Raw genomic sequence first — 22,413 nt, 5'->3', positions numbered from 1 at the left:
TGTTATGAGCGGATATCTCCCGCGAGATAGCGCAGGATGGCCATCACATCCTGATCGCCCAGCCCTTCGTCCAGAGCCGCCCGGTAGCTGGCGTACACGGATTCGGCCAAGGGAGAGGACGCGCCGGTTTCATGGACGAGGCGCAGATCTTTGGCCATATGCTTCAGCGGAAAGGCGGACGGGAATCGGTTCTCCAGAATCAAGGGTGCCTTGCCGCGGGCAATCGGCGTGCCGACCGCGCTCTCGGTGATGATGGTCAGCATATCCCGCGGATCAATCCCCTGCTTCTTCGCGTACAGCATGGTCTCCGCAAGGCCTTGCACGGTAATGCCAAGCAGCAGGTTGATGGCCAACTTGGCTTTGCTGCCGCTGCCGTTGTCGCCGAGATACAGGGACATTTTGCCCAGCACATCGAAGAGCGGTTTCACCTGCTCATATGTTTTCCGTTCGCCGCCGACCATGATGATCAGCGTGCCTTCACGGGCCGGCTGGACGCTGCCGGACACCGGCGCATCCAGAAACGAGACGCCGCGTTCACGGCAGCGTTCCGCCAGGTAGCGGGAGGTTGCCGGCGAGATCGTGCTCATATCGATGGCGATTTTGCCGGCCGCTTGTCCGTGCAGCAGGCCGTGCTGGCCGAGATACACCTCTTTGACCGCCTCGTCGTCGCTCACCATGGAGATCACGACGTCGCACGATTCCATCAGCTCTGCCGGCCGGTCGGCCATGCGGGCTCCCTGTTGGAGAAGCGGTTCCGCCTTCTCTCTGCTCCTGTTCCAGACCGTCACTTCATGGCCTGCTTTCAGCAGATTGGCAGCCATGGGATTGCCCATATGGCCCAGGCCGATCCATCCAATCTTCATGTTGTTGTCTCCTTTCCCACGTCAGTCACAGGAATAGTATACAAAAAACCAACCGGTCTGCAATGCGACCGGTTGGCAGCGTGGTTGCCTAGAGCCGTTTCAGCGAAATGGCTTCTCTGATTTTTTGAATGTTCAGCACCGTCTCGTCCTGATGACGCAGCGATACGGCCACGTACAGCAGATCAAGCAGACTCAGCTGCGCGAGCCGGGAAGAGAGGGCTTCCGTGCGGAAAACCGTTTCCCGCGAAGCCGTGAACAGGCAGAGATCAACCAGCTTGTTGAGCGGTGACTTCCCGTAGCTGGTGATGCCGATGGTGGTTGCTCCGGCCTGTTTCGCCACTTTTACCGCTTCCAGGATATCCTTGTTGGAACCCGAATGGGAGATGCCGACAACAACGGCCCCCGGCTTGAGAAGGGCGGCGGACATCACCTGATAGTGGGGGTCGGCGTGCCAGACGCAGGGAATGCCGATCCGCATGAACTTGTGATAGGCATCCTGGGCGATGACGGCAGAACCGCCGCAGCCGTAAAATTCGATCCGAGTCGCCCCGGACAGCCATTCGATCGCAAGGGCCAGCGTTTCCCGGTTCAGGATCTGCAGCGAATCCCGCAGGGTCTCCATGTTGGCGGTGAAAATCTTCTCCGCCAGCACCTGCAGATCGTCGTCCGGCTGGATCTCCTGATGGATGCTTTGCAGCGGAGCGACCACCTCGCTGGCCAGCGCAATTTTAAACGCCTGGTAGCCGCGATACCCGAGCCGGCGGCACAGCCGGAAGATGGTGGCTTCGGCGCATTCGCACAGGTCGGCCAATTCCGTAATCGACAAATGGATGATTTGATCCGGATGCTCGAGGATATACTCGGCGATCTGCTGTTCTTTGGCGCTTAATTGGGGAGACGCGGCCCTGATCCGCGCAAACGCGCTCTGCGAACCGAGGGAGGATGAAGGGTTCATTCGGCTGGTGCTCCTTTGCGTGAACTCGCACTCTCTATGCTTCTCCATTATATGAAAGGAACGAGCAGGTGTCGAGGTGCTGCGATGGCCCCGCAGAGAAAAGCACGGCCCCGTCAAGAGGCCGTGCTGCGGCGATCCATGTGCTTTTAGTCTTCATCCGACGAACTGTTGAAAATCATCACGTATTTGACCAGCTCCAGGAGCGAGATCAGGGCGGCAGCCACATAGGTCAGGGCCGCTGCGCCGAGCACCTTGCTGACGCCTTCCTCTTCGATGTTGCGGATGAAGCCCATCTGCACCATCAGCTTCTTCGCCCGGCTGCTCGCGTTAAACTCCACCGGAAGCGTAATCAGCTGGAATGCGACGGCCGCGCTGAACAGAATGATGCCCAAGAGGATCAGGTTGCCCCAGTGGAGCACAAAGCCTGCGATCAGCAGCAGCGGCGCGATGCCGGAACTGAAGTTGACGACCGGGAAGATATAATGGCGCGCCACCAGCATCGGATAGGACACCTTGTGCTGGATCGCATGCCCTACCTCATGGCAGGCCACCGCCAGCGCGGAGATCGAATGGCCGAAATAGACCGGATCAGACAGCCGCACCGTACGGCTGATCGGATCGTAATGGTCGGTCAGCGTGCCGGGCACATGCTCCACCGGAATATGCGACAGGCCGTTGGCATCCAGCATGCGGCGTGCGGCTTCGGCACCCGACATGCCCGAAGAGGCGGGCACATCGGCATAACGGTTGAACGTTCCTTTTACGCGGAATTGTGCCCATAACGACAGGAAGAAGGCAATAAAGATCAGAAAGTCCATGGGGTGGAAAAGCATCGGGGTTCACTCCTCCTTGAAGTATAGTGCTATTTTATTCCATCCCTACTAGGGTGTCCTACAACCATGCATACGATCAGGAAAGGATCAGGTTTCACCAAAATTGTACGGTGGCGTATGTTTTTTTGCAACGCCGGGAGGATGCTTTTCCACGGTTCATAGTTGTTGATGGGGAAGACGGACAGCGCCTGCGGGTGTACCGCAGGCGCTCGCTTGTGGCTTTGGTTGGTTGTCCGTTACCGGTCGTGCTTCTGCGTCCGGTGGTGCTCCGTCAACCGGGGATGCTGAAAGCCGACCACTTCCATCATTTTGGAGCTCATTTTCGGGTCCATGGTTTTCTCCGGCTGCTGCGGAAAAGTTTTTTCGCCTTTGGACATAGGGAATTCCCTCCTGGACAAGGATGGTTCCTCCATAGTATGTCCGGCACCGGAGCGGGTATGGGTGTTACAGTTTGGCAAACGAACGGTCGACGGCCGCGATGGTTTCCCGGATGTCGTCCTCCGTATGGGCGGTGGTGATAAACCATGCCTCATACTTGGAGGGAGCGAGGCAGATGCCTTCATCCAGCATCAGGCGGAAGAAGGCGGCGAAGCGTTCGCCGTCCGATTTTTGGGCGGTGGCGTAATCGATGACGGGTTCGTCGGTGAAATAAACGGCCAGCGCCCCTTTCACCCGGTTCAGCTGGATCGCCACACCGTGTCTCGCCGCCGCATCCCGGATGCCGGTCTCCAGCAGGCTGCCCAACCGCTCGAACTCCTCGTAGACGCCCGGCTGCTGCAGCACCTCCAGGCAGGCGATGCCGGCCCGGATGGAAGCGGGATTACCCGCCATCGTTCCAGCCTGATAGGCGGGGCCAAGCGGCGCTACCTGTTCCATGATGGCGCGCCGTCCGCCATAGGCGCCGATCGGCAGGCCGCCGCCGATGATTTTTCCCAGGGCCGTCAAGTCAGGCTCCACGCCGAGCAGGTTCTGCGCCCCGCCATAGCAGAAACGGAAGGCGGTGATCACTTCGTCGTAAATCACCAGCGCCCCGGCTGCATGGGCAAGACGGTTCACCTCTTCCAGGAAGCCGGGCTTCGGCGGCACGATCCCGAAATTGCCCACGATCGGCTCCACCAGCACGGCTGCCGTCTCGCTTCCCCAATGGCGAAGCGCCTCCGCGAAGGCGTCGATATCATTGTATGGCACGGTGATCACTTCGTTGGCGATGCTTTGCGGAATGCCGGCGCTGTCCGGAATCCCCAGCGTGGACGGCCCGGAACCGGCGGCGACCAGCACCAGGTCGGAATGGCCGTGGTAGCAGCCGGCGAATTTGATGATTTTGGTCCGCCCGGTATAGGCGCGCGCCACCCGAATGCAGGTCATCACGGCTTCCGTGCCGGAATTGTTGAAGCGAATGCGCTCCATCGACGGGATCGCGTCGCGGATCATCCGGGCAAACTGGATTTCCCACGGCGTCGGGGTGCCGTACAAGGTGCCGTTTTCCGCCGCCCGGGCAATGGCCGCCGTGATATGGGGATGGGCATGGCCGGTAATGATGGGGCCGTACGCCGCCAGATAATCGATGTAACGGTTGCCGTCCACATCCCAGAAATAGGCGCCCTGCGCCCTCTCCATCGTGACAGGGGCCCCGCCCCCAACCGCCTTGAAAGAGCGGGAGGGACTGTTCACCCCGCCCAATATCACCTCGCATGCTTCTGCATGCAGACGTTCCGATCGCTCTCGTTTCATTATCGTTCCCCCTCGCTTGTGCGCCAAAATTCGTATCCATCTTAACACAGACAGGATCGAAACCGGTACACTAGGATCAAACAAAGAAAGAGGGTGGAGCGCATGAGAGTGGAGACGCTGTCGATGCAGGGGAGCTGGCCCCTCAATGAAGACGCCTTGTTGATCAACGCAAAGAACCGCATCTACGGGGTGGCGGACGGGGCGACCTCCCTGGTTCCCTATGTGAACGACCGCAGGGAAACGGGGGGGTATCTGGCGGCCAGCCTGATCCGGGAGTATGTGGAGAATCTGCAGGGGGAAGGAGAACTGCGCCATCACTTGAAGACGGCCAATGGCCTGCTTCGGGAGGCGATGGTGCGGGCCGCTGTGGATGTCAGGCGGAAGGAGGCGCTCTGGAGCGCCGCCGTTGCCCTCGTGCGCATTGACGATACGGGGATCGAGTACGCCCAAACCGGTGACTGCATGATCTTCGCCGTCTACCGGGGGAACCGGATCCGTCCGCTTACCTTTCCGCAGACCGAACATGTGGAAGCCGAGGCTTTTGCGAAGTGGGAGGCGGGTATCGCCCGAGGCATCGCCACCTATGCAGAACTCCGGGATTCCGTGCACGAGATTTTTGTGCGCAACCGGCAGCGCGCCAATGCCCCCGATGGCTACGGCGTGCTGAACGGGATGGAGAATGCCGGGGATTTTGTCGAATCCGGCCGAATCAGCCGCAGCAATCTCCAGGCGCTTGTTCTCCTGACGGACGGCCTGTTCATGCCAAGGAAGCGGGGATGCCCGGACCCGGATTGGGCGGAGACGGTGGGACCGATCCTCGAGAAGGGGCTGGAAGCATACGCGGCCGATCTGCTCCGGCTGGAAAACGGCGATCCGGAGTGTCTCCAGTACGTCCGGTTTAAAAAATCGGACGACAAAACAGGCATCGTCATCCGCTTCTAGCCAGGGAGAGTTGGAACACATTCCGTTTTGCAGAATGGCGCCGCCTCGGCTAAACTATCTAGTGGAAAATGACACAACCCCTGAAAGGGACGGGTAGCACATGATTGAGGTAAAAAGCTTGGTAAAGGAATTCCGCATCCATCAGACCCGGCCGGGGCTTGGGGGTGCCATCCGCGATCTCTTCCGCCGCGAGTACAAGACGGTCAAGGCGGTCGATCACGTCACCTTTTCCGTGGAAGAAGGGGAAATGTTTGCCCTGATCGGCGAGAACGGGGCGGGCAAGTCGACCACCATCAAGATGATGACCGGCATTCTCACCCCCACTGGCGGAGAGATCATCATCAACGGCTATGTGCCTTATCAGGAGCGGGAAAAATACGTCCGCTCCATCGGGGTGGTGTTCGGCCAGCGTTCCCAGCTGTGGTGGGATTTGTCGCCGCTGGAATCATTCCGCCTGCTGAAAAGCATCTACAAGGTGGAAGAAGCGGCAGCCAACGCCTGGCTGGACCGGCTGATCGAAGAGCTGGATATCGGATCGTTTGTCAACCAGCCTGTGCGCAAGCTGAGCCTGGGGCAGCGGATGCGCTGTGAAGTGGCCGCCGCCTTGATCCACAAGCCGAAGCTCTTGTTTCTGGATGAGCCGACGGTCGGCCTCGACGTGTTGGTGAAACAAAAGATTCGGGATTTTTTGCGCAACCTGAACGAGACGGAGAAGACGACGATTCTTTTGACCACCCACGATGTCACCGATATCGAGGCGCTCTGCAAGCGGGTGCTGGTGATGGATAAAGGGAAGCTGATCTTCGACGGGAAACTTGCCGAACTGAAGGAAAAATGGGGCAGCGGTACGGAGATTCTCTTCCAGTTCCGGGCACGCACGACGCCGGATCAGCTGCGGGCGGCACTGGGGGATCTGCCGTGCGAGCTGATCCGGGAGAACGAATACGCCATCCGCGTGAAAATCCAGCGCAGCCAGGAAATGCTGCCCTACGTCCTCTCCACGGTGATGAGCACGTTTGAGGTGAGCGATGTGAAGATGAGCGAGGCCAGCACGGAGGACATCGTCCGCAACATCTACTCGACGGACAGCGAGGTAGCCGCCCATGAGTAAGCTGTACGCCGAACTGATCCGCATCCGTTTTCTCACCATGCTGGCATACCGCGTCAATTACTACAGCGGCATCATCATCTACAACATCAACATCGGGGCCTACTATTTTCTCTGGGGCGCCATCTATGGCGGCCAGCCGCAGCTGGGCGGGCTTTCCCCGGAGCAGATGACCGCCTATGTGGCGATTTCCTGGATGTCACGGGCTTTTTATTTTAACAATATCGATCAGGAGATTGCCCAGGATGTCCGCGAAGGGAAGGTCGCCATCGAGATGATTCGCCCGTACAACTATCTGTCCGTGAAAGCGGCGCAGGCCCTGGGAGAAGGCATGTTCCGCCTGTTCTTTTTTGCCATACCGGGCATCTTGCTGGTCAGCCTCTTCATCCCTTTCCATTTCCCGACGTCGCTGCAGACATGGGGGCTTTATCTCACCAGCCTGCTGCTCGCTTTTGTGATCAATACTGAGATCAACCTGCTGACGGGCGTGCTGACGTTTTTTCTCTTCCGCAACGAAGGGATCATGTGGGCGAAGAGGGTCATGGTTGACCTGCTGTCCGGGGTGACCCTGCCGATCAGCTTTTTCCCGGGCTGGGCGCAGGCGCTCCTGGCCTTCCTGCCCTTCCAGGCCATCAACTATTATCCGAGCATGATCTTCGCCGGGGCGGCGGGTGCGGACAAGGCCGCACAGGTGCTGCTGCTGCAAGCGCTGTGGATCTTCGTGCTGCTTGTGCCGATTGCGCTGCTCTGGCGGCAGGCGAAGCAAAAACTGGTCGTGCAGGGAGGGTGATGGAGGATGGTGCAGATTGTTCGCCTGTTCGGCGAGTATCTGGGGCAGTATTTCAAAACGAAGCTGTCCTATCGGGCCAATTTCCTGAGCGAGCTGATCGGCAATCTGGTCTTTGAGTTTATCAACATGATCTTCATTCTGGTCGTGTTCCGGCATGTGGCCACCATGAAAGACTGGACACGGGACGAAATCATCTTCATTTACGGCTTTTTCCAGGTGCCGTATGCGCTGTTTGCGATGTTTTTCAACTTCTGGGACTTTAACGAACGATACATCATCCGGGGCGAGATGGACCGCATCCTGACGAGGCCGGTCAACAACCTGGCGCAGGTGTGTCTGGAGTCGGTCGCACCTGACCGCATCTTCAGTCTGCTCACCGGCCTGCTTATCATGGGGTATGCCGCGTTCCAGCTGAAGCTGTCGTTCGCCTGGTACGATCTGCCGGTCTTCCTCATCCTCGTGATCAGCAGCGCCCTGATCTATGCCGGCGTCTATACGGCGATCGCCGCCATCAGCTTCTTTTCCGATTCGCGCACAGGCATCGCGCCGATGATCTGGAACATCCAGAATTATGGCCGCTATCCAGTCAACGTATACAACAAGGCGATTCAGATCCTGCTGACATGGATTCTGCCGTTTGCCTTCGTCGGCGTATATCCGGCCGCCTATTTCCTGCGCAGGGAAACCTGGTATTTCTACACCATGCTGACGCCGGTGATGGGGATCGTCTTCTTCTGCATCGGTCTGACCGTCTGGAAGATGGGGGTGCGCAAGTACAGCGGTGCAGGTTCATAACCGGTTGGCTATTGTCAAAATAAAGAGCATGCCAGTATAATAGGCGTAAAACTTCACATTCCTTCGGGGCAGGGTGAAATTCCCGACCGGCGGTGATCGCCTTGAGCGTAAGCCCGCGAGCCCCTCGTCCGCGCAGGCGGCAGGGTGCAGGATCTGGTGCGAATCCAGAGCCGACAGTACAGTCTGGATGGGAGAAGGATGACGACAGTACGTTCGCATGCGCGCTTCTGTGCTTGCGCCAATGTCATCGTTTGGATGGGGTGTTTGCGGGAACGACCCCTTCTTGCGCATGGCAGCTGGCGGCAGGCTGTCCATGGCGTGTTGGGCCCCGGAGATCGTTGTGTCTCCGGGGCTTTCTGCGTACAGGCAGCCGCACGGGAAACAAGGCCGTATCGTGAATGCTGTTGCCATTCCCTCAAGAAGGAAAAACAATCATGAGGAGATGGTACAGATGAATCCAACCGATTTGCAGGCACTGCCCGCCACCCGCACGAAAAAGCTGGTCACCATTCCGCTTCTTTCGGCCGTGGCCTTTCTGCTGATGTATCTGGAGTTCCCGCTTCCGCTGATTCCCAACTTTCTGAAGCTTGATTTCAGCACGCTTCCCGGGCTGCTGGGCGGGCTGATGTTTGGACCCGCAGCGGGGATCACAATCGAACTGATCAAGAATATCCTTCATCTGCTCCTGAAAAATACGGACGGCCTGCTGGTCGGAGAAATTGCCAATTTCGTAGCAGGTTCCTCCTTTATCTGGTGCGTGGTAGCGATGCACCGCCTGAACAGGGATAAAGGCGGGGTCGTGGTCGGTCTCCTGCTGGGGACGGTGCTGATGACCGTATTGATGTCGGCGGCCAACGTCTATGTGCTGATCCCGGCATATGCCGCGCTGTATCAGATGTCGGTGGCGAATCTGCTCGCCACCCTGCAGCTGGACAGCATGTGGTCGCTGGTGATGCACGCGATCGCGCCGTTCAATGTAATCAAGGGGCTGGCCCTTTCGCTGATCACGTATCCCGTGTACGTGAAAATGGCACCGCGCCTCGGCCGCGGGTAATCGCATAAAGAATCGCAAAAGCTGCCGATGGGGATCGGCAGCTTTTTATGCTTGATCAAAACGTGAAAATTCTTGAAAACGCTTGGGCGGCGAAGAAAAGGTTGGGGGGCTTGCCAAGCTTTTTCCGGGATTCCCGAAACGTATCGGCAAAAGCATCGAAGAACTATTCTTCCTGGTCATCCGCATCCACGAAGGAATCGTCATTCTCCACCGGATCGGGCGGCGAGAGCGGGAAGAGGATGTTAAAGTATTTGAATTTGCGGCGGCCATCGGTGTTTTTTAAATCCTTGTACTTGCGAATGATGGCGTTCAGTTCATCGACCAGCTGGTTGCGCTCCTCTTTGGTCAGATAAAACTCGCTCACATTCAATGCGAAGGTATCCTGATAATCTTTCCGCACATCCGCATCGCTGGAGACAAATCGGTTCAGCGTCCTGACCAGATCCTGCTCCGTGGTGCGCAGCGGGGTAAACAGAATGTCGCTGATCTGGTGCGCGTTCTCTTCGATCATCAACTGCAGGTTCACTTGAATAACCTTGGCGACCGGCTGGTAATACTTTTCCACAATCGAACCTTTCACGCGGGTATCCACCTGTTCCAGAAGGCCGACGCGCACCAGTTCTTTCACATGATAATGCAAACGGGCCGCATTTTCCCCCAATTCGGTGGCGATTTGCTTGGCCGTACGCGGCTCCAGATCTTCGAAAAGCTCGATGATTTTTACCCTCTCCGGAATGGCCAATGATTTCAAAGCTTCCGGATCCGTCACATGAAATATTTCTTTCATACGTATCGATTCACCGTCCAGCTCGCAGCGTTGTATAAGATGAAAATGTCTCCGAATACTATCCCATCAATTCTATATCTTTCTGGGACAATCCGCAACATCCTGCTTAAGGCAGGGCGGGTGTTTGTGGTAAGATAGGATCCATAAGGAAGGTGGTACAATCATGACAGCATTGGCAGCGGGCCAGGCCGCGCCGGATTTCACCCTGCCGGCAAGCCATGGCCGGACGATTTCGCTCAAGGATTTTCGCGGCAAAAACGTGGTTCTCTATTTTTATCCGAAAGACATGACACCCGGATGCACCACGGAAGCATGCGATTTCCGCGATTTCCATCCGGAGTTTGCCAAATGGAATACGGTCGTGCTGGGGATCAGTCCGGATGACGTGAAGTCGCACGACAAATTTATCGCCAAGCACGAACTCCCGTTTCCGCTGCTGGCCGATGTGGATCATCGGGTGGCGGAAGCCTACGGCGTCTGGGTGCTGAAAAAGATGTACGGCCGGGAGTACATGGGGATTGAACGCAGCACCTTCCTGATCGACGCAAACGGGATGATCGTTCACGTCTGGCCGAAGGTGAAGGTGGCCGGCCATGTGCAGGACGTGCTGCAGGTAATCAAGGAAAAACTGGTCTAAAGCCTGAACGGAGAAAGGATTGGGAGAGAGATGAACATGCCGGTCGATTATATGGTGGAAACATTTGTCACACTCGCCAATACCCCCAGTCCCACAGGGAATACCGCAAAAGTGACGGCTTGGGTAAAAGCCGAGCTGGAGCGGTTGGGCATCAGCTGCACCATGACCAACAAGGGGGCGGTGCTGGCGACGATCAAGGGTAAAAACGACAGTCGGCACCGGCTGCTGACCGCCCATGTCGACACGCTGGGCGCCATGGTCAAGGAGATCAAGAGCAATGGACGCCTGAAACTGGCGATGATCGGCGGATTCAACTGGAACGCGGTGGAAGGGGAATACTGCCAGATTGAAACATCCGACGGACGGATCTACACGGGGACGATTCTGACGACCAAGGCATCGGTGCATGTATACAGCCGGGAGTCCGGCAAAATGGAGCGCACCGAAGAGGTGATGGAAGTCAGGATCGATGAGAAGGTACGAAATCGGGAAGAGGTGCTGGCGCTGGGCATCCGCGTGGGGGACTTCGTGTCGTTTGATCCGCGCGTGACCGTGACGGAGAGCGGCTTTATCAAGTCGCGCCATCTGGACGACAAGGCGAGCGTCGCCATCCTGCTGGGCGTGGTGAAGCAGCTGCAGGAGACGGGAGAACAGCTTCCCTTCACCACGCACCTGCTGATCAGCAACAACGAAGAGATCGGCTATGGCGGCAACTCCAACATCCCGGAAAACACTGTGGAGTATCTGGCGGTGGATATGGGCGCGATCGGCGAGGGATTGAACACCGACGAATTCTGCGTCTCCATCTGCGCCAAGGATTCTTCCGGACCGTACCACTATGGCATGCGCAAGCATCTGGTGAAGCTGGCGGAAGAAAACGGGCTGAACTATCAGGTGGACATCTATCCGTTCTACAACTCCGACGCCAGCACGGCATTGCGGGCCGGCTACGATATTATCCACGGCTTGATCGGACCGGGCGTGGATGCGTCGCACTCGCACGAACGCACGCATAAGGAAGCCTTTGAGAACACCGCCCGCCTGATCATGGCGTATCTCCGTTCCGGACAGGTGGAGTAGGGGGGAGCGCGTTGAGCAGCATGTACCAGTGGACGGAGTATTACGATCTCACACAGCGGGGCGTTGCGGGGGATGTCGAGTTTTATCGGGAGATGGCGCTGCAGGCGGACGGCGAGATTCTGGATCTGGCATGCGGCACGGGGCGAATCACCATTCCCCTGGCGGAGGCGGGCCTCACCGTTACCGGCCTTGACCTGTCGACCGACATGCTGCGACGCGCCGAACAGAAGGCGGCAGCGGCAGGCGTGGCGGAACGCATCACCTTCGTGCAGGGAGACATGCGGCGGTTTGATCTGGGCAGGTCGTTTTCCCTGATCATGATCCCCTTCCGATCCTTCCTGCACCTGCTGCATATCCAGGAGCAGATGAAGGCGCTGGGCTGCATCCGGCGGCATTTGGCACCCGGCGGGAAGCTGGTGATGAATGTCTTTGTACCCAAAATCAACCACCTCTATGAAGAAAGCGAAAAAATGTCCCTGCGCGGCATGTTTCCCCTGGAATCGGGGGAGCAAATCGCCATGTGGGACTACACACGCTACGATCATTTTCAGCAATGGGCGGAAGTGACGCGCACCTATGAACGCATCAGCCCGGAAGGCCTGGTGACGGAAAAGGTGGTCGGCCGCTTCACGCTGCGCTACATCTTTCCGGCGGAGCTGCACCATCTGCTGCGCCTGAACGGCTTCAGGGTGGTACAGCGTTACGGCACATTTGGCAAGGCGCCTTTCGACCAGACCAGCACGGAGCTGATCATCGTGGCAGAGGGAATGTAGCGGTCGGCCGTGTCGATTTCCAGGGAAATATATCAGGAGTGGGAGGGATCGGAGTGAGAATTTACACGAAATCCGGCGATAAAGGGGAAACCTCGCTGATTTCCGGCGCACGGGTTCCCAAGGATTCACCGCGGGTGGAAGCATACGGGACATGTGACGAAGCCAACTCCACCATCGGGTTGGCGCTGTCGCTTCTGCCTGAAGCGGACGAATGGCAGGAACTGCGCCGCGTTTTCCATGTTGTGCAGACCAAGCTGTTTCACATCGGCGCGGAATTGGCCACACCGGCAGGCAAACAGGTGGGTTGGCCGATCCGGGAGGAGGATGTCACCTTCCTGGAGCAGCAGATTGACAAGCTGGACGACAGTCTGCCGCAGCTGACCAACTTCGTGCTGCCCGGCGGCCACCCGTCGGCTGCGGCACTGCATGTGGCGCGGACGGTGGTGCGCCGCGCGGAAAGGGAAACGGTGCGGATTGCCGGGAGCGAACCGGTCAACGGGACCGTGCTGAAGTATTTGAACCGCCTGTCCGATTTTCTGTTTGTGGCGGCCCGATATGTAAACCTCAAAACTGGAAAAAAGGAGCCAAATCTGCATGAATAAGGAGACGGAAATGGATCTGTTGACAGCCGCCCACGAGGCGGATTTGGCGTACAAGCGCTCTTTCGCCTGCTGCGAAGAGAGAGCGTGGGGACACCTGTTTTGGAACACGGACAATCCGACCTACTACGATGCGAATCACGCGGATATCCTGAACCTTCCGCCGGCTCACACCATGTCGGCCATCATCGCCGAGGTGATCCGCTTCTATCGGGAGAAAGGGATCATCCCCCGTTTTTATCTGTATCAGACGGAGAAGCTTCAACCGTTTATCGACCAGCTTGCAGCAGCCGGCTTTGCCTACGAACCGTTTGACATGCCCGTACAGCAGTGGTCCGGCACGTTGGCGTCGGTTGCGCAGCATCCTGATATCGCGATCGAGCGGGTGACGGACGGGAACTATCAGGATGCCCTGCTGGTGGAATGCAGCATCCAGGAGTTCGGCGGAAAAGAAGTGCGGGAAAAGGCGTTCGAGACAGAGTTTGCCCAGTCGGCTTTTTGCCATTATCTGCTCAGATGGCGGGGCGAGCCTGTCAGCGTAGCCGCCATCTTTACTCACGGCGGCCACATGCGGGTGGAAAGCGTGGCAACGCTGGAGGCTTATCGGGGGCAGGGATTGATCGGCCACTTGCTGCGCCATATTCAGCAGGAGTTTGTCCGGCAGGGCGGGAAGGCGCTGTGGGTCTATCCCGTTAATCAGACCGTGGAAAAGGTGTATCAAAAATACGGCTTTCACACGGTGGGGAGCCTGACAGTCGGCCATGCGTATCTGGAAGGGAAAGGGATCAAAGAGATACGGGGAGAATGAGAATGGCAGCGCTGCCGGGTAAATGGCTGCGGGTAAAAGATTTGGAATATTCGACCGTTTTCCTGGCAGCGGAGGGTGTCGTTGATGGGAGATGCGCTGCATCAGATCGCACAAATCCGGCAGCGCGCGGGGGCTTTAACGTAGACAGCCGCCTTTCACGTTCGGGCCGACGGATGGAGATATCGCTCGATCCCCTGCCGAAACGGGATCGGGGGCGTCGGGAACGTCTCATACAATTTCGCCGGATCGGCACAGACATTCTCTTCCAGCAGCATGGTCAGCTGCGTGTTGGTGATGGGGAAGAAGGAGAAGCCCTCCAGCAGATTGATTACCGGTTTCATCAGCCCGAGCGGCAGATGAAGCTTGCGGACGCTCGTTTTGCCCAGCGCCGCTCCGATCTGGTCAAGCAGCGCGTTGTAGCTTAATGGTTCGGGCCCGCCCGCCTCGTAGATTTCGCCGAGGCATCGATCGTGGGTAAGGGCCTGGGTGAAGACATCCGCGACGGTTTGCCGGGCGACGGGCTGCAGCCGGTATGCGCCATCCCCGATGACAGGGGTAACCGGCAGGCGGACGAGACCGGCGAGCATGTTGACGAACTCGTCATCCGGCCCGAAAATCACAGACGGCCGGAAAATCGTATACGGGATGCCGCTGTGGATGACCAGCTGCTCCGCCTCGTATTTGGTCCGGTGGTAGGGGCTGGCTGCCCCCATGCGGGCTCCGAGGGCGCTCATATGGATGAACCGCTTGACGCCCGCCTGCTTCGCCGCATCCAACAGCCTTCGGGTCCCCTCCACATGGATGCGCGAAAAGGTGACGCCTTTGCGCGGGTTCTCCCGAATAATGCCGACCAGGTGGATCACCGCCTCGCACCCTGCAAGCGCCTGGGCCAGTGCGGCAGGCTCGAACAGATCGCCGGCTGCCAGGCGGATGCTGCCCGGCTGAACGGCCCCCAGTTTCGCTTCCGATCCGGGGCGAACGAGACAAACCGTTTCATGGCCGGCCTCCGCCAGCCTCGGCAGGATGCCTCTGCCGACAAAGCCGGTGCTGCCCGTTACGAGCACTTTCATCGTCGTTTCCCTCCCGATGAGCCGTTTTTTCCATTGTATCCCAATTCCGCCGATGCCCGCCACTTCTCCTTCTCCCCGGTTGCGGGTATAATGGATGTCAACAGAACGCGTAAGGAGTACCCTATGGCAAAACTGTCCACCAAACGATTTCTTTCCACCCTGGCTGAAATGTTTCCCGATGCGCACTGCGAACTGCGCCACAGCAATGCGTTTGAGCTGACGATCGCGGTGCTGCTGTCGGCCCAGTGCACGGACAAAAAGGTAAACGAAGTGACGGAACGGCTGTTTCAGAAATACCGGACGCCGGAGGATTATCTGCGCGTGCCGCTGGAAGAGTTGCAGGAAGATATCAAACAGATCGGCTTGTACAAAAACAAGGCCAAGCACATCCAGGAACTGTGCCGCATACTGCTGGAGAAATACAACGGCCAGATTCCGGACAAGCACGAGGAGCTTGTCACCCTGCCCGGCGTCGGCAGAAAAACGGCCAACGTCATCATGGCGACCTGGTTCGGCGTTCCCGCGCTTGCCGTCGACACCCATGTGGAGCGGGTAGCCAAACGGCTCGGCTTCTGTGCAGAGAGCGACACGCCGCTGCAGGTGGAAAAAACTCTGATGAAAAAAATCCCCAAAAAAGATTGGGCGAAAGCGCACCATCGGCTGATCTTTTTCGGCCGCTACCACTGCAAGGCCCAGAGCCCGCAGTGCGAAGCATGCCCGCTTGCGGATGTTTGCCCGTCCAGAAGAAACCCCGGCCAAAGGAAAAAGAAGGCTTCCACGGCATAAACGAGCCTCCTTTTCCCCACAAAGCCGGGGATATCTTTTTTCGAACAGCCATTTCATGGAAACGCGTCCCGTTATCCTTCGTCTTATTAGTGAAAGCCGACGCATTCATAAGTGAGGGAGAGATGTATGCACAAACGTTCCATTGCCCTGCTGCTGGCTGGAATCGCGGTCACAGCCGCCCCCTTTGCCGCAGCGGGAACAAACGGGTTGCCAACCGTTCAGGCGGAAACGCAGGTGAGCGGCAGTCTGCCTCAACTGCTGACCGGCGCTTACCAAACCTTGAAAACGGAGGGTTCCCTGCCGGAGGAGTCCCTCGCGCCATTGCGGCAGCAGCTGGCCGCCTTGCTTCCCCTGCTGAAAGAAGGGATTGCCCTTTCCCCCCAGCGGCTGAAGCTGGAACCGGGGGAACAGGGGAATCGGTATCTGGAATGGCGGTTCTGGCTGGAGATCGCCCGCCAGCTCCATGATCCGCGCACAGCGCCGTATCTCTTGGCATGGCTGTCCGATCCGCGGTCGATCGAAGACGAATTTCTGCTGACAGAGGCATTGCTGGCGGTGCTGCCTCCCGGCCAGGAGGAGGCTGTTGCGGACAGGATGGACACGGCGTCCGCACAGGGCGCCAGCGTCATCCTGCAGTTCCTGCAGCAGCGCAGCAGGCTGGGGGAGGAGCGGATGGCCGCATGGCTGAAGCAATATGCCGGAAAGCCGCAGATGAATGCGCTGATCGCCGCGTTGGGCGGGCAACCGAACGGCAAGGCGATGCTGCACCAACTGTACGAAGAGAAGAAGATTTCCGTGGAGCAGCAGCGGCAGATCGTCCAACAGCTGCTGAATGCCAATGATCTGGCCTGGCTGCAAACGATCGCCGCGACGACGACCGACACCGCCATCGAACAGATGATCGACATCTCTCTCGTGCTGCAGCACGGGGATCGGGCAGCAGCGAAACGCTTGTATGCCAGCGGAATGGAGCGGGGCTTTACCGTGCCGCTCAGCGGGATCACGGAAAAATTTCTGGCCGACCTGTATCCCGACGGCAAGCTGAAGCAGGGCATTGAAGCGTATCAGAAAATTCGGGGGGTTCCCTATTTTTATCAGTTTGACGGGGTGAACTGGTATTCCTACGAATCGCGGGGCAGCGATTTCAGCCATCCGCGTGAAGCGATCGGGCAATGGCTGTCCTTCATCCGGCAGTATCCGCACCATCCCGCTCTCGATGACGCCGCCTACCGCCTCGCCCGCTGCTACCAGCAGATCGGGGAATACGAACGGGCGCTGTACTGGTTCGATCAGGCCAAGGTGCTGGGCGACCGGGACCTGCAGTACGACGCGGACGGCCAGTTCCTGTATGTGCTGGATGTGGAGATGACCGCCAAGGATCTCGAAAGGCTCGATACCGCCAATCTTCCGGCATGGACGAAGGAATGGGCGGCTTATTCGCTGGCCGTCGAATATCTGCGCCAGCGCGAATACGGCAAGGCGGCGGAAGCGCTCGAGCGTTTCGTCGCAGCCTATCAGGGGGATGTTCGGGAGCCGTTCCGCCATCAGCAGGATCTCTTTGTCCGCCGGGACGACTATCCATTCTGGGACAAGGTAAACGAGCAGCTGGCGCTGGCCAGGCAGCTGGCTGCCAAACAGGGGGAGATCGAGCGGGCGGCAGGCGCCGAAAAAGCCAAACGGCAGTATGAGCTGGCGGCGCTCATCTACCATCAGCCGCTCCTTTACTACAACCACCTGTGGCGCGGGGAGCGTCAAAGCTTTTTCTGGTTCGGCCAGATCAAGTACATGGATTACCAGGAAAAGCTGGACCGTTACATCGAACGCTTCAACCATCTCGTGCAGGCGGCCGATGCGTTTTCCCGCATTGACCTGAATGAAGCCGATCCGCAAACGGGAGCGAACACCCTCTTCTCCCTCATGCTTGCCCATGCCAAGCTGATCGAATATGGGGAAGAGGTGAAGTATTATGCAAGCCGCACCATGCTGGGCCAGCGCCTGCTCGAGAACGGCCAGCGCCTGCTGAAGCGCTATCCTGCCTCCGACCTCGCCGATGATGCCCTCCTGCTGATGTATCAGTTTACCGGCGATACCGCCTATCTGCAGCAGCTGCTCGCCAGCTATCCGCATGGCGATCAGGCGGACAAGGCGAAGCAGGCGCTCGGGCAAGCCGGCGCGCCAAAGGAACCGGCTGATCGGAAAGATCCGCTGCGGGCAGCGCTGCCGTATCAAACATTGGCCATCGATGATTGGAAAGTTCCGGAGAACGTGAAGGCCTGGGCGCGGCAACATCTCGGGAAAACCGGCCAATTTTCCCTGCGGGACGGAGAGTGGCTGTACGCCCTTCTCGTTCCCCGTGCGGGAGAGCGGGCCTATGTGACGATTGAAACAGACCGGAACGGCACATACTTCGAGTACACGGGTGAGAAGTGGGAGCAGGCCATGCCTTCCTGGGGCGGGGATCGATTTCCGCTGCTCTTGAGGCTGCCCTACCGCTTTGTCCAGCATGGGAGCATCCAGTGGCATCCGATCGGTGGATGAAACCGGCATTTCACGCAATGGTATTGACATCTTCGGGTAAATAGACGTACACTTTGTTTATAACAATTCTAATCAAAAGATTGTTTCTGTTTGGCTGTGATGAGCCTGTTTCTGAACGACTGTGAGGTGCAAACATAAGATGGCGCAACGCGTTGAAAAGGCCGTGGAAATCCTCAAACATACGGGTGTGCGGATGACACCGCAGCGCCATGCCATATTAGCGTATCTGCTCGAAACCATGTCCCATCCGACCGCCGACGAGATTTACAAGGCGCTGGAAGGGAAGTTTCCCAATATGAGCGTGGCTACCGTGTACAACAACCTGCGCGTCTTCAAAGAGGCCGGCCTGGTGCGTGAGCTTACTTATGGCGACGCTTCCAGCCGCTTTGACGCCAATATCTCCGAAGATCACTACCATGCGATCTGCTCCGAGTGCGGGGCCGTTCACGATTTTCATTTTCCCGCATTGACAGAGGCGGAAAAGGAAGCGGAAAAAGCCGTCGGGTTCAAGGTGACCGGTCATCGCATGGAAGTATACGGCATTTGCGAAGCATGTCAAAAGAAAGCGCACTGATAGCGGAACGCAGGCAAACACTTTTCTCCCTGTCAAAGACGGGAGAGAAGTGTTTTTTTGTGTGGAAGCCTGCAACATTTTTTCATCTCGATCGTCATGGTTAGTGCGGCATCGACACGGCTTGTCATCAAACGCGATTCGGTAAAATATTCATAAGGTTGTGGAAAGGCTGTCCGTGTTTTATCATCTAGGAGGGATGGCCGAGAAAATGGACGGAGGTGTCGGATTTTGCAGATCGAGTGGGGCATGCCCCCGCGGCCCAAACGGAGAAGAAGGCAGGCGGGTTTGCTGCTCGCCGTTTTTTTGCTGGGGATCGGCGGGATATCCGCCGGGGCGTGGTACCTGCTTCAGCGCCCTTCGTCGGAACATGTCGCTCCGTATGACGGGCGCAAAAATGTGATCGTCTTTCAGGGAGCGGTGGAGGAACAGTCGTTTTTGCTGGAAAATGGGGAGATTTCGCTCCCTTTCGACTTTATCAAAAACCGTCTCGATCCGTCCATTTACTGGGATGAGCCGACCAAGTCCGTCATCGTGACGACCAAGGATAAGGTTCTGCAAATGGAAAGCGATCAGCTGGTCGCCTATTTGAACAAAACGCCCGTCAATCTGCGGGTGCCGGTGAAGGAAGTAGACGACGTGCGCTATGTGCCGCTGGAACCGCTGAAGAAACTGTATCCGTTTGCGATGAAGCTGCTCGCCGACAGCGGCGTGCTGCTGGTGGAGAAGGCGGGGTATGCCGTCCAGCAGGGGAAGGTGCTTGCGGCGGATGACGACCAGCCGCAGGCGCAGCCGATCCGCAGCGGCCCTTCGCCTCACCAGCCCATCGTGGCGGAGCTTCCTCCTGAGGCGTTGGTGGATGTGCTGGGAGAAGAGGCCGGCTGGTACCGGGTCTTGTCCGCAGACGGCGTCCTGGGCTATATGCCCAAGGAAGCGGTGGCATTGGCACAGGTGAGGCAGACGGCGCTGAAAGAGGCAGCCGAGAAACCGGAGCCCGCCGCCTGGAAGCCGCTGGGCGGGAAGATCAATCTGGCCTGGGAGCATGTGGTCAACCGCAACCCCAACGTTGCGGAGATTCCGCAGATGCCAGGACTCAATGTGGTGTCGCCGACGTGGTTCGAACTGATCGACAACCAGGGCAATCTGGGCAGCAAGGCGGATGCGGCCTATGTGAAGTGGGCGCACAATCGCGGCTACAAGGTGTGGGGACTCGTCTCGAACGGTTTTAATCCGGACTTTACCCAGGCGATGCTGAAGGATTACCGCCTGCGTTCCAAAATGATCGCCCAGATTCTGCATTACGCCCATCTGTATGATCTGGACGGCATTAACCTCGACTTTGAAAACGTCTATCTGGAGGACAAGGAGCGGCTGGTTCAGTTTGTCCGGGAGCTGACCCCCTATCTGCACGAGCAGGGGCTGACCGTCTCCATGGACGTGACCGTCAAGTCGAACAGCGAACGCTGGTCTCTGTTCTACGACCGGGCCGCCCTGGCCAGGACGGTTGACTATATCGCCGTGATGACGTATGACGAGTACTGGGCGTCCAGCCCGGTCGCCGGCTCCGTTGCGTCCCTGCCCTGGACGGAAAAGGGGCTGCAAGGGGTACTGGAAGAAGTGCCGGCGAAAAAACTGCTGCTCGGCGTACCTTTCTACACCCGTTTGTGGAAGGAAGTGAAGCAGCCCGATGGTACGGTCAAGGTAACTTCCAAGGCTTATTCCATGAAAGGGGCCGAAGATTGGATCAGGGAGCGCAACCTTACGCCGCAGCTTGATGCGAAAACCGGGCAGATGTTTGTCAGCTATGTCGATCCGTCAGACGGCGCCACCTACAAGATGTGGCTGGAGGATCAGCATTCCATGGCGAAACGGATGGAGCTGGTGAAGAAATACAATCTGGCCGGAGTGGCCGCCTGGAGACGCGGGTTTGAAAAGGAAGAGATCTGGACGACGATCGGGGAGAGTTTGTCCAGGAAGGAATAGCGTTAGGTGCGGAAGGCCGGGGAGGTTGTCCCCGGTTTTTTGCATGGAAGCCCTTGGCTTTCCGGAAGCGGTTATTTTTCCTCCGAGAGCGCCAGCGGCTGTCCGCAGAACATGCAGGCATCTTCCTTGCCAAACATTTTGGTCACCTTGCCGCAGGAGGGACATTCCACCTGAGGGGCTGTCATCGAAATCATGCCGGAGATCATGAACAATACCGTTGCAACCATGGTCATGAAGAACCCGATGATCAGCAGGATGGTCATGAACAGATAGTTCTTTTCCAGAAACGATCCCAAATAGCCGGCAAAAAAGGCGTAGCCGATATACATAAGCAGGATGCCCAGTCCGATGTTCCAGTTGGCCCATGTGCGCAGGCGCTTGATTTTGCTGATGCGGTCCACGTTTTTCATCTGTATTCCTCCAGTTGGATACGCGCTTTCGAGTGCACTAAAGTTCAGTATAGCACACAACCGTTTCTCTGTTTACAAGCAGGAAACAGGGACTTTTGGTAGAATCCTTTTTCTTAACGCCTAGGAAGGGGGAGGGCAATGGACCGAACGTTGCATCTGTTCACGCAAAACCTGCTGCGGCAAGATCATGTTTTGTCCGTTCTGCTGGTGGGGAAACCGCACAACCCCAGCCCGTTCCTTGATGGCGGCAGTCTGTTATACCTGGTCATCGTCAACCGGTCGGAACCGCAGTGGGAGACCAGGCACCATATAGTGGAAGAAGAACGGATCGTGGAGCATCAAATCAGCCAATGGCAGGTCGAAAGCTGGGCGGTCCACGGGGTAAGCGAACGCGTTGCCTACTGGCTGAGCCAGGCGGAAATTCTCGTCGATCAGCACGACTATATGAAAACCGTAATGGAGCGCCTTCTGCGCGTGCCGGCCCACTTGCAGAAACAGCGTGTGTACGAGGAGTATTCCGGCTTGCTGCGCCATTACCTGGAAGCCAAGGAACTGCAGCAGCAGGGATATGTCCTGGATGCCTACCAAGCGGTTCTGCATGCCTTGCATGGCTGGGCCCGGCTCGTGGTATGGGAAGCGGGACAGCAGCCGGAACCGGCCATTTGGGCGCAGGTAAAACAGATTGATTCGGCTGTCTACAAGCTTTATGAGGAATTGACGGCCAGTCATGAACCGCTGGAGAAGCGGATTGAGCTTCTGCTTCTGCCGCTTGAATTTCATGTCATGTCAAAAATGAAAGACTGTACGCTGCTGCTGACCGATGTGATGCAGTCGCGCAATCGTCCGTGGTCGGTGAAGGAGCTGCAGCAGCTGCCCGTGTTGGCAAGCAGTCAAATCAACCTGCACCTGCTGCTGGAGAAGATGGCCAAAAAAGCGATCGTTCATGAAGTGCCGCTGCACAAAGACGGCGGGACCGTGCACGAAAAAGGGTATCAACTCTCCGGATAATTTTTTTGCAGAAAAGGTATTGACTCTTATTTAATTCGCATGCTATATTAACAAACGTCACTTCGGCAAACGCTGAAGCGGCGGGTCAGGTTGAAAGAAATTACTGCTTGATTTCATCCGGACTCCTGTGATATATTAAAAAAGTCGCCTCTGAGCGACGAGCTTAAATGCTCTTTGAAAACTGAACAGCGAACGCGTGAAGCGAGCCAAGTCATTCTTTATGAGAATGAAGCTTTGATCAATATCTTTCGATTTATTGGAGAGTTTGATCCTGGCTCAGGACGAACGCTGG

Annotated in this window: 23 protein-coding genes and 1 riboswitch; of the genes, 15 read left to right on the top strand and 8 right to left on the bottom strand. The window is 57.5% G+C overall.

The window, feature by feature from the left end; all coding sequences use genetic code 11:
• Positions 1-2: 2 nt before the first annotated feature.
• The 5 genes from G3578_RS19745 to G3578_RS19725 form a co-directional block, all read right to left on the bottom strand.
• The gene (locus tag G3578_RS19745) at positions 3-863 is read right to left on the bottom strand and encodes an NAD(P)-dependent oxidoreductase (RefSeq protein ID WP_165215338.1); all 861 of its coding nucleotides are present in this window, start codon (positions 861-863) and stop codon (positions 3-5) included.
• A gap of 88 nt (positions 864-951) precedes the next feature.
• Positions 952-1,818, bottom strand: a complete 867-nt coding sequence (locus G3578_RS19740) for a MurR/RpiR family transcriptional regulator (protein ID WP_165215336.1) — start codon at positions 1,816-1,818, stop codon at positions 952-954.
• A gap of 146 nt (positions 1,819-1,964) precedes the next feature.
• Entirely contained in the window at positions 1,965-2,651 is a 687-nt protein-coding gene (locus tag G3578_RS19735) for a zinc metallopeptidase (RefSeq protein ID WP_165215333.1), read from the bottom strand.
• A 236-nt stretch (positions 2,652-2,887) separates the two neighbouring features.
• Complete coding sequence (locus tag G3578_RS19730; protein ID WP_165215331.1) at positions 2,888-3,028, bottom strand: hypothetical protein; 141 nt, start codon at positions 3,026-3,028, stop codon at positions 2,888-2,890.
• Between the two features lie 67 nt (positions 3,029-3,095).
• Positions 3,096-4,382: a glutamate-1-semialdehyde 2,1-aminomutase gene (locus tag G3578_RS19725; protein WP_165215328.1), complete on the bottom strand. Its 1,287-nt coding sequence runs from the start codon at positions 4,380-4,382 to the stop codon at positions 3,096-3,098.
• 102 nt (positions 4,383-4,484) lie between these two features.
• Here G3578_RS19725 and G3578_RS19720 point away from each other — a divergent pair, with 102 nt between their 5' ends.
• The 5 genes from G3578_RS19720 (at position 4,485) to G3578_RS19700 (ending at position 9,071) form a co-directional block, all read left to right on the top strand.
• A complete protein-coding gene (locus tag G3578_RS19720; RefSeq protein WP_165215326.1) occupies positions 4,485-5,324 on the top strand; it encodes a protein phosphatase 2C domain-containing protein in 840 nt (279 codons plus the stop codon).
• Positions 5,325-5,424: 100 nt separating this feature from the next.
• The gene (locus G3578_RS19715) at positions 5,425-6,435 is read left to right on the top strand and encodes an ABC transporter ATP-binding protein (RefSeq protein ID WP_165215322.1); all 1,011 of its coding nucleotides are present in this window, start codon (positions 5,425-5,427) and stop codon (positions 6,433-6,435) included.
• A complete protein-coding gene (locus tag G3578_RS19710; protein ID WP_165215319.1) occupies positions 6,428-7,222 on the top strand; it encodes an ABC transporter permease in 795 nt (264 codons plus the stop codon). The genes G3578_RS19715 and G3578_RS19710 overlap by 8 nt, the downstream gene beginning before the upstream one ends.
• Positions 7,223-7,228: 6 nt before the next feature.
• On the top strand, positions 7,229-8,017 hold the full coding sequence (locus tag G3578_RS19705) for an ABC transporter permease (RefSeq protein ID WP_165215317.1): 789 nt from the start codon (positions 7,229-7,231) through the stop codon (positions 8,015-8,017).
• A 55-nt stretch (positions 8,018-8,072) separates the two neighbouring features.
• Positions 8,073-8,220, top strand: a riboswitch (FMN riboswitch).
• Positions 8,221-8,468: 248 nt separating this feature from the next.
• A complete protein-coding gene (locus G3578_RS19700) occupies positions 8,469-9,071 on the top strand; it encodes an ECF transporter S component (RefSeq protein ID WP_165215314.1) in 603 nt (200 codons plus the stop codon).
• A gap of 163 nt (positions 9,072-9,234) precedes the next feature.
• Here the strand turns inward: G3578_RS19700 and G3578_RS19695 are convergent, their stop codons facing one another.
• The gene (locus G3578_RS19695) at positions 9,235-9,858 is read right to left on the bottom strand and encodes a winged helix-turn-helix domain-containing protein (RefSeq protein ID WP_165215311.1); all 624 of its coding nucleotides are present in this window, start codon (positions 9,856-9,858) and stop codon (positions 9,235-9,237) included.
• 163 nt (positions 9,859-10,021) lie between these two features.
• Between G3578_RS19695 and bcp the strand changes: the two genes are divergently transcribed.
• The 5 genes from bcp to G3578_RS19670 are packed head-to-tail and all read left to right on the top strand — an operon-like array spanning position 10,022 to position 13,755.
• Positions 10,022-10,495, top strand: coding sequence for a thioredoxin-dependent thiol peroxidase (gene bcp, locus G3578_RS19690; RefSeq protein WP_165215309.1), 474 nt, complete (start codon positions 10,022-10,024; stop codon positions 10,493-10,495).
• A gap of 30 nt (positions 10,496-10,525) precedes the next feature.
• Complete coding sequence (locus tag G3578_RS19685) at positions 10,526-11,575, top strand: M42 family metallopeptidase (RefSeq protein ID WP_165215306.1); 1,050 nt, start codon at positions 10,526-10,528, stop codon at positions 11,573-11,575.
• A gap of 11 nt (positions 11,576-11,586) precedes the next feature.
• Positions 11,587-12,348 carry a class I SAM-dependent methyltransferase gene (locus G3578_RS19680; protein WP_165215304.1) on the top strand — a complete coding sequence of 254 codons (762 nt, stop codon included), beginning with the start codon at positions 11,587-11,589 and terminating at the stop codon, positions 12,346-12,348.
• A gap of 53 nt (positions 12,349-12,401) precedes the next feature.
• A complete protein-coding gene (locus tag G3578_RS19675; protein WP_165215301.1) occupies positions 12,402-12,950 on the top strand; it encodes a cob(I)yrinic acid a,c-diamide adenosyltransferase in 549 nt (182 codons plus the stop codon).
• The gene (locus G3578_RS19670; RefSeq protein ID WP_241254729.1) at positions 12,943-13,755 is read left to right on the top strand and encodes a GNAT family N-acetyltransferase; all 813 of its coding nucleotides are present in this window, start codon (positions 12,943-12,945) and stop codon (positions 13,753-13,755) included. Before G3578_RS19675 ends, G3578_RS19670 begins: the two co-directional genes overlap by 8 nt.
• A 155-nt stretch (positions 13,756-13,910) precedes the next feature.
• Here the strand turns inward: G3578_RS19670 and G3578_RS19665 are convergent, their stop codons facing one another.
• Positions 13,911-14,825 (bottom strand): SDR family oxidoreductase, encoded by a 915-nt coding sequence (locus tag G3578_RS19665; protein ID WP_165215299.1) that lies wholly within the window; start codon positions 14,823-14,825, stop codon positions 13,911-13,913.
• Positions 14,826-14,948: 123 nt separating this feature from the next.
• Between G3578_RS19665 and nth the strand changes: the two genes are divergently transcribed.
• The 4 genes from nth to G3578_RS19645 all read left to right on the top strand — a co-directional run bounded on the left by nth (position 14,949) and on the right by G3578_RS19645 (position 20,703).
• Complete coding sequence (nth, locus tag G3578_RS19660; RefSeq protein WP_165215296.1) at positions 14,949-15,611, top strand: endonuclease III; 663 nt, start codon at positions 14,949-14,951, stop codon at positions 15,609-15,611.
• A gap of 126 nt (positions 15,612-15,737) precedes the next feature.
• A complete protein-coding gene (locus tag G3578_RS19655) occupies positions 15,738-18,149 on the top strand; it encodes a tetratricopeptide repeat protein (protein ID WP_165215293.1) in 2,412 nt (803 codons plus the stop codon).
• Positions 18,150-18,288: 139 nt separating this feature from the next.
• Complete coding sequence (gene perR, locus G3578_RS19650; RefSeq protein ID WP_165215291.1) at positions 18,289-18,723, top strand: peroxide-responsive transcriptional repressor PerR; 435 nt, start codon at positions 18,289-18,291, stop codon at positions 18,721-18,723.
• 246 nt (positions 18,724-18,969) lie between these two features.
• Positions 18,970-20,703, top strand: coding sequence for a glycosyl hydrolase family 18 protein (locus G3578_RS19645; protein WP_165215416.1), 1,734 nt, complete (start codon positions 18,970-18,972; stop codon positions 20,701-20,703).
• A gap of 71 nt (positions 20,704-20,774) precedes the next feature.
• On the opposite strand, the gene G3578_RS19640 is transcribed toward G3578_RS19645, so the two are convergent.
• Positions 20,775-21,113, bottom strand: coding sequence for a DUF2614 family zinc ribbon-containing protein (locus tag G3578_RS19640; RefSeq protein WP_165215279.1), 339 nt, complete (start codon positions 21,111-21,113; stop codon positions 20,775-20,777).
• 138 nt (positions 21,114-21,251) lie between these two features.
• On the opposite strand from G3578_RS19640, the gene G3578_RS19635 reads away from it, so the two are divergent.
• A complete protein-coding gene (locus G3578_RS19635; RefSeq protein WP_165215277.1) occupies positions 21,252-22,121 on the top strand; it encodes a nucleotidyltransferase-like protein in 870 nt (289 codons plus the stop codon).
• Positions 22,122-22,413 lie beyond the last annotated feature (292 nt).

It is taken from the genome of Brevibacillus sp. SYP-B805, assembly GCF_011059135.1.
Taxonomy (GTDB): Bacteria; Bacillota; Bacilli; order Brevibacillales; family Brevibacillaceae; genus Brevibacillus_F.
The sequence above is the reverse complement of the archived record's forward strand: the minus strand, read 5'-3'. Positions and strand labels throughout refer to the sequence as shown.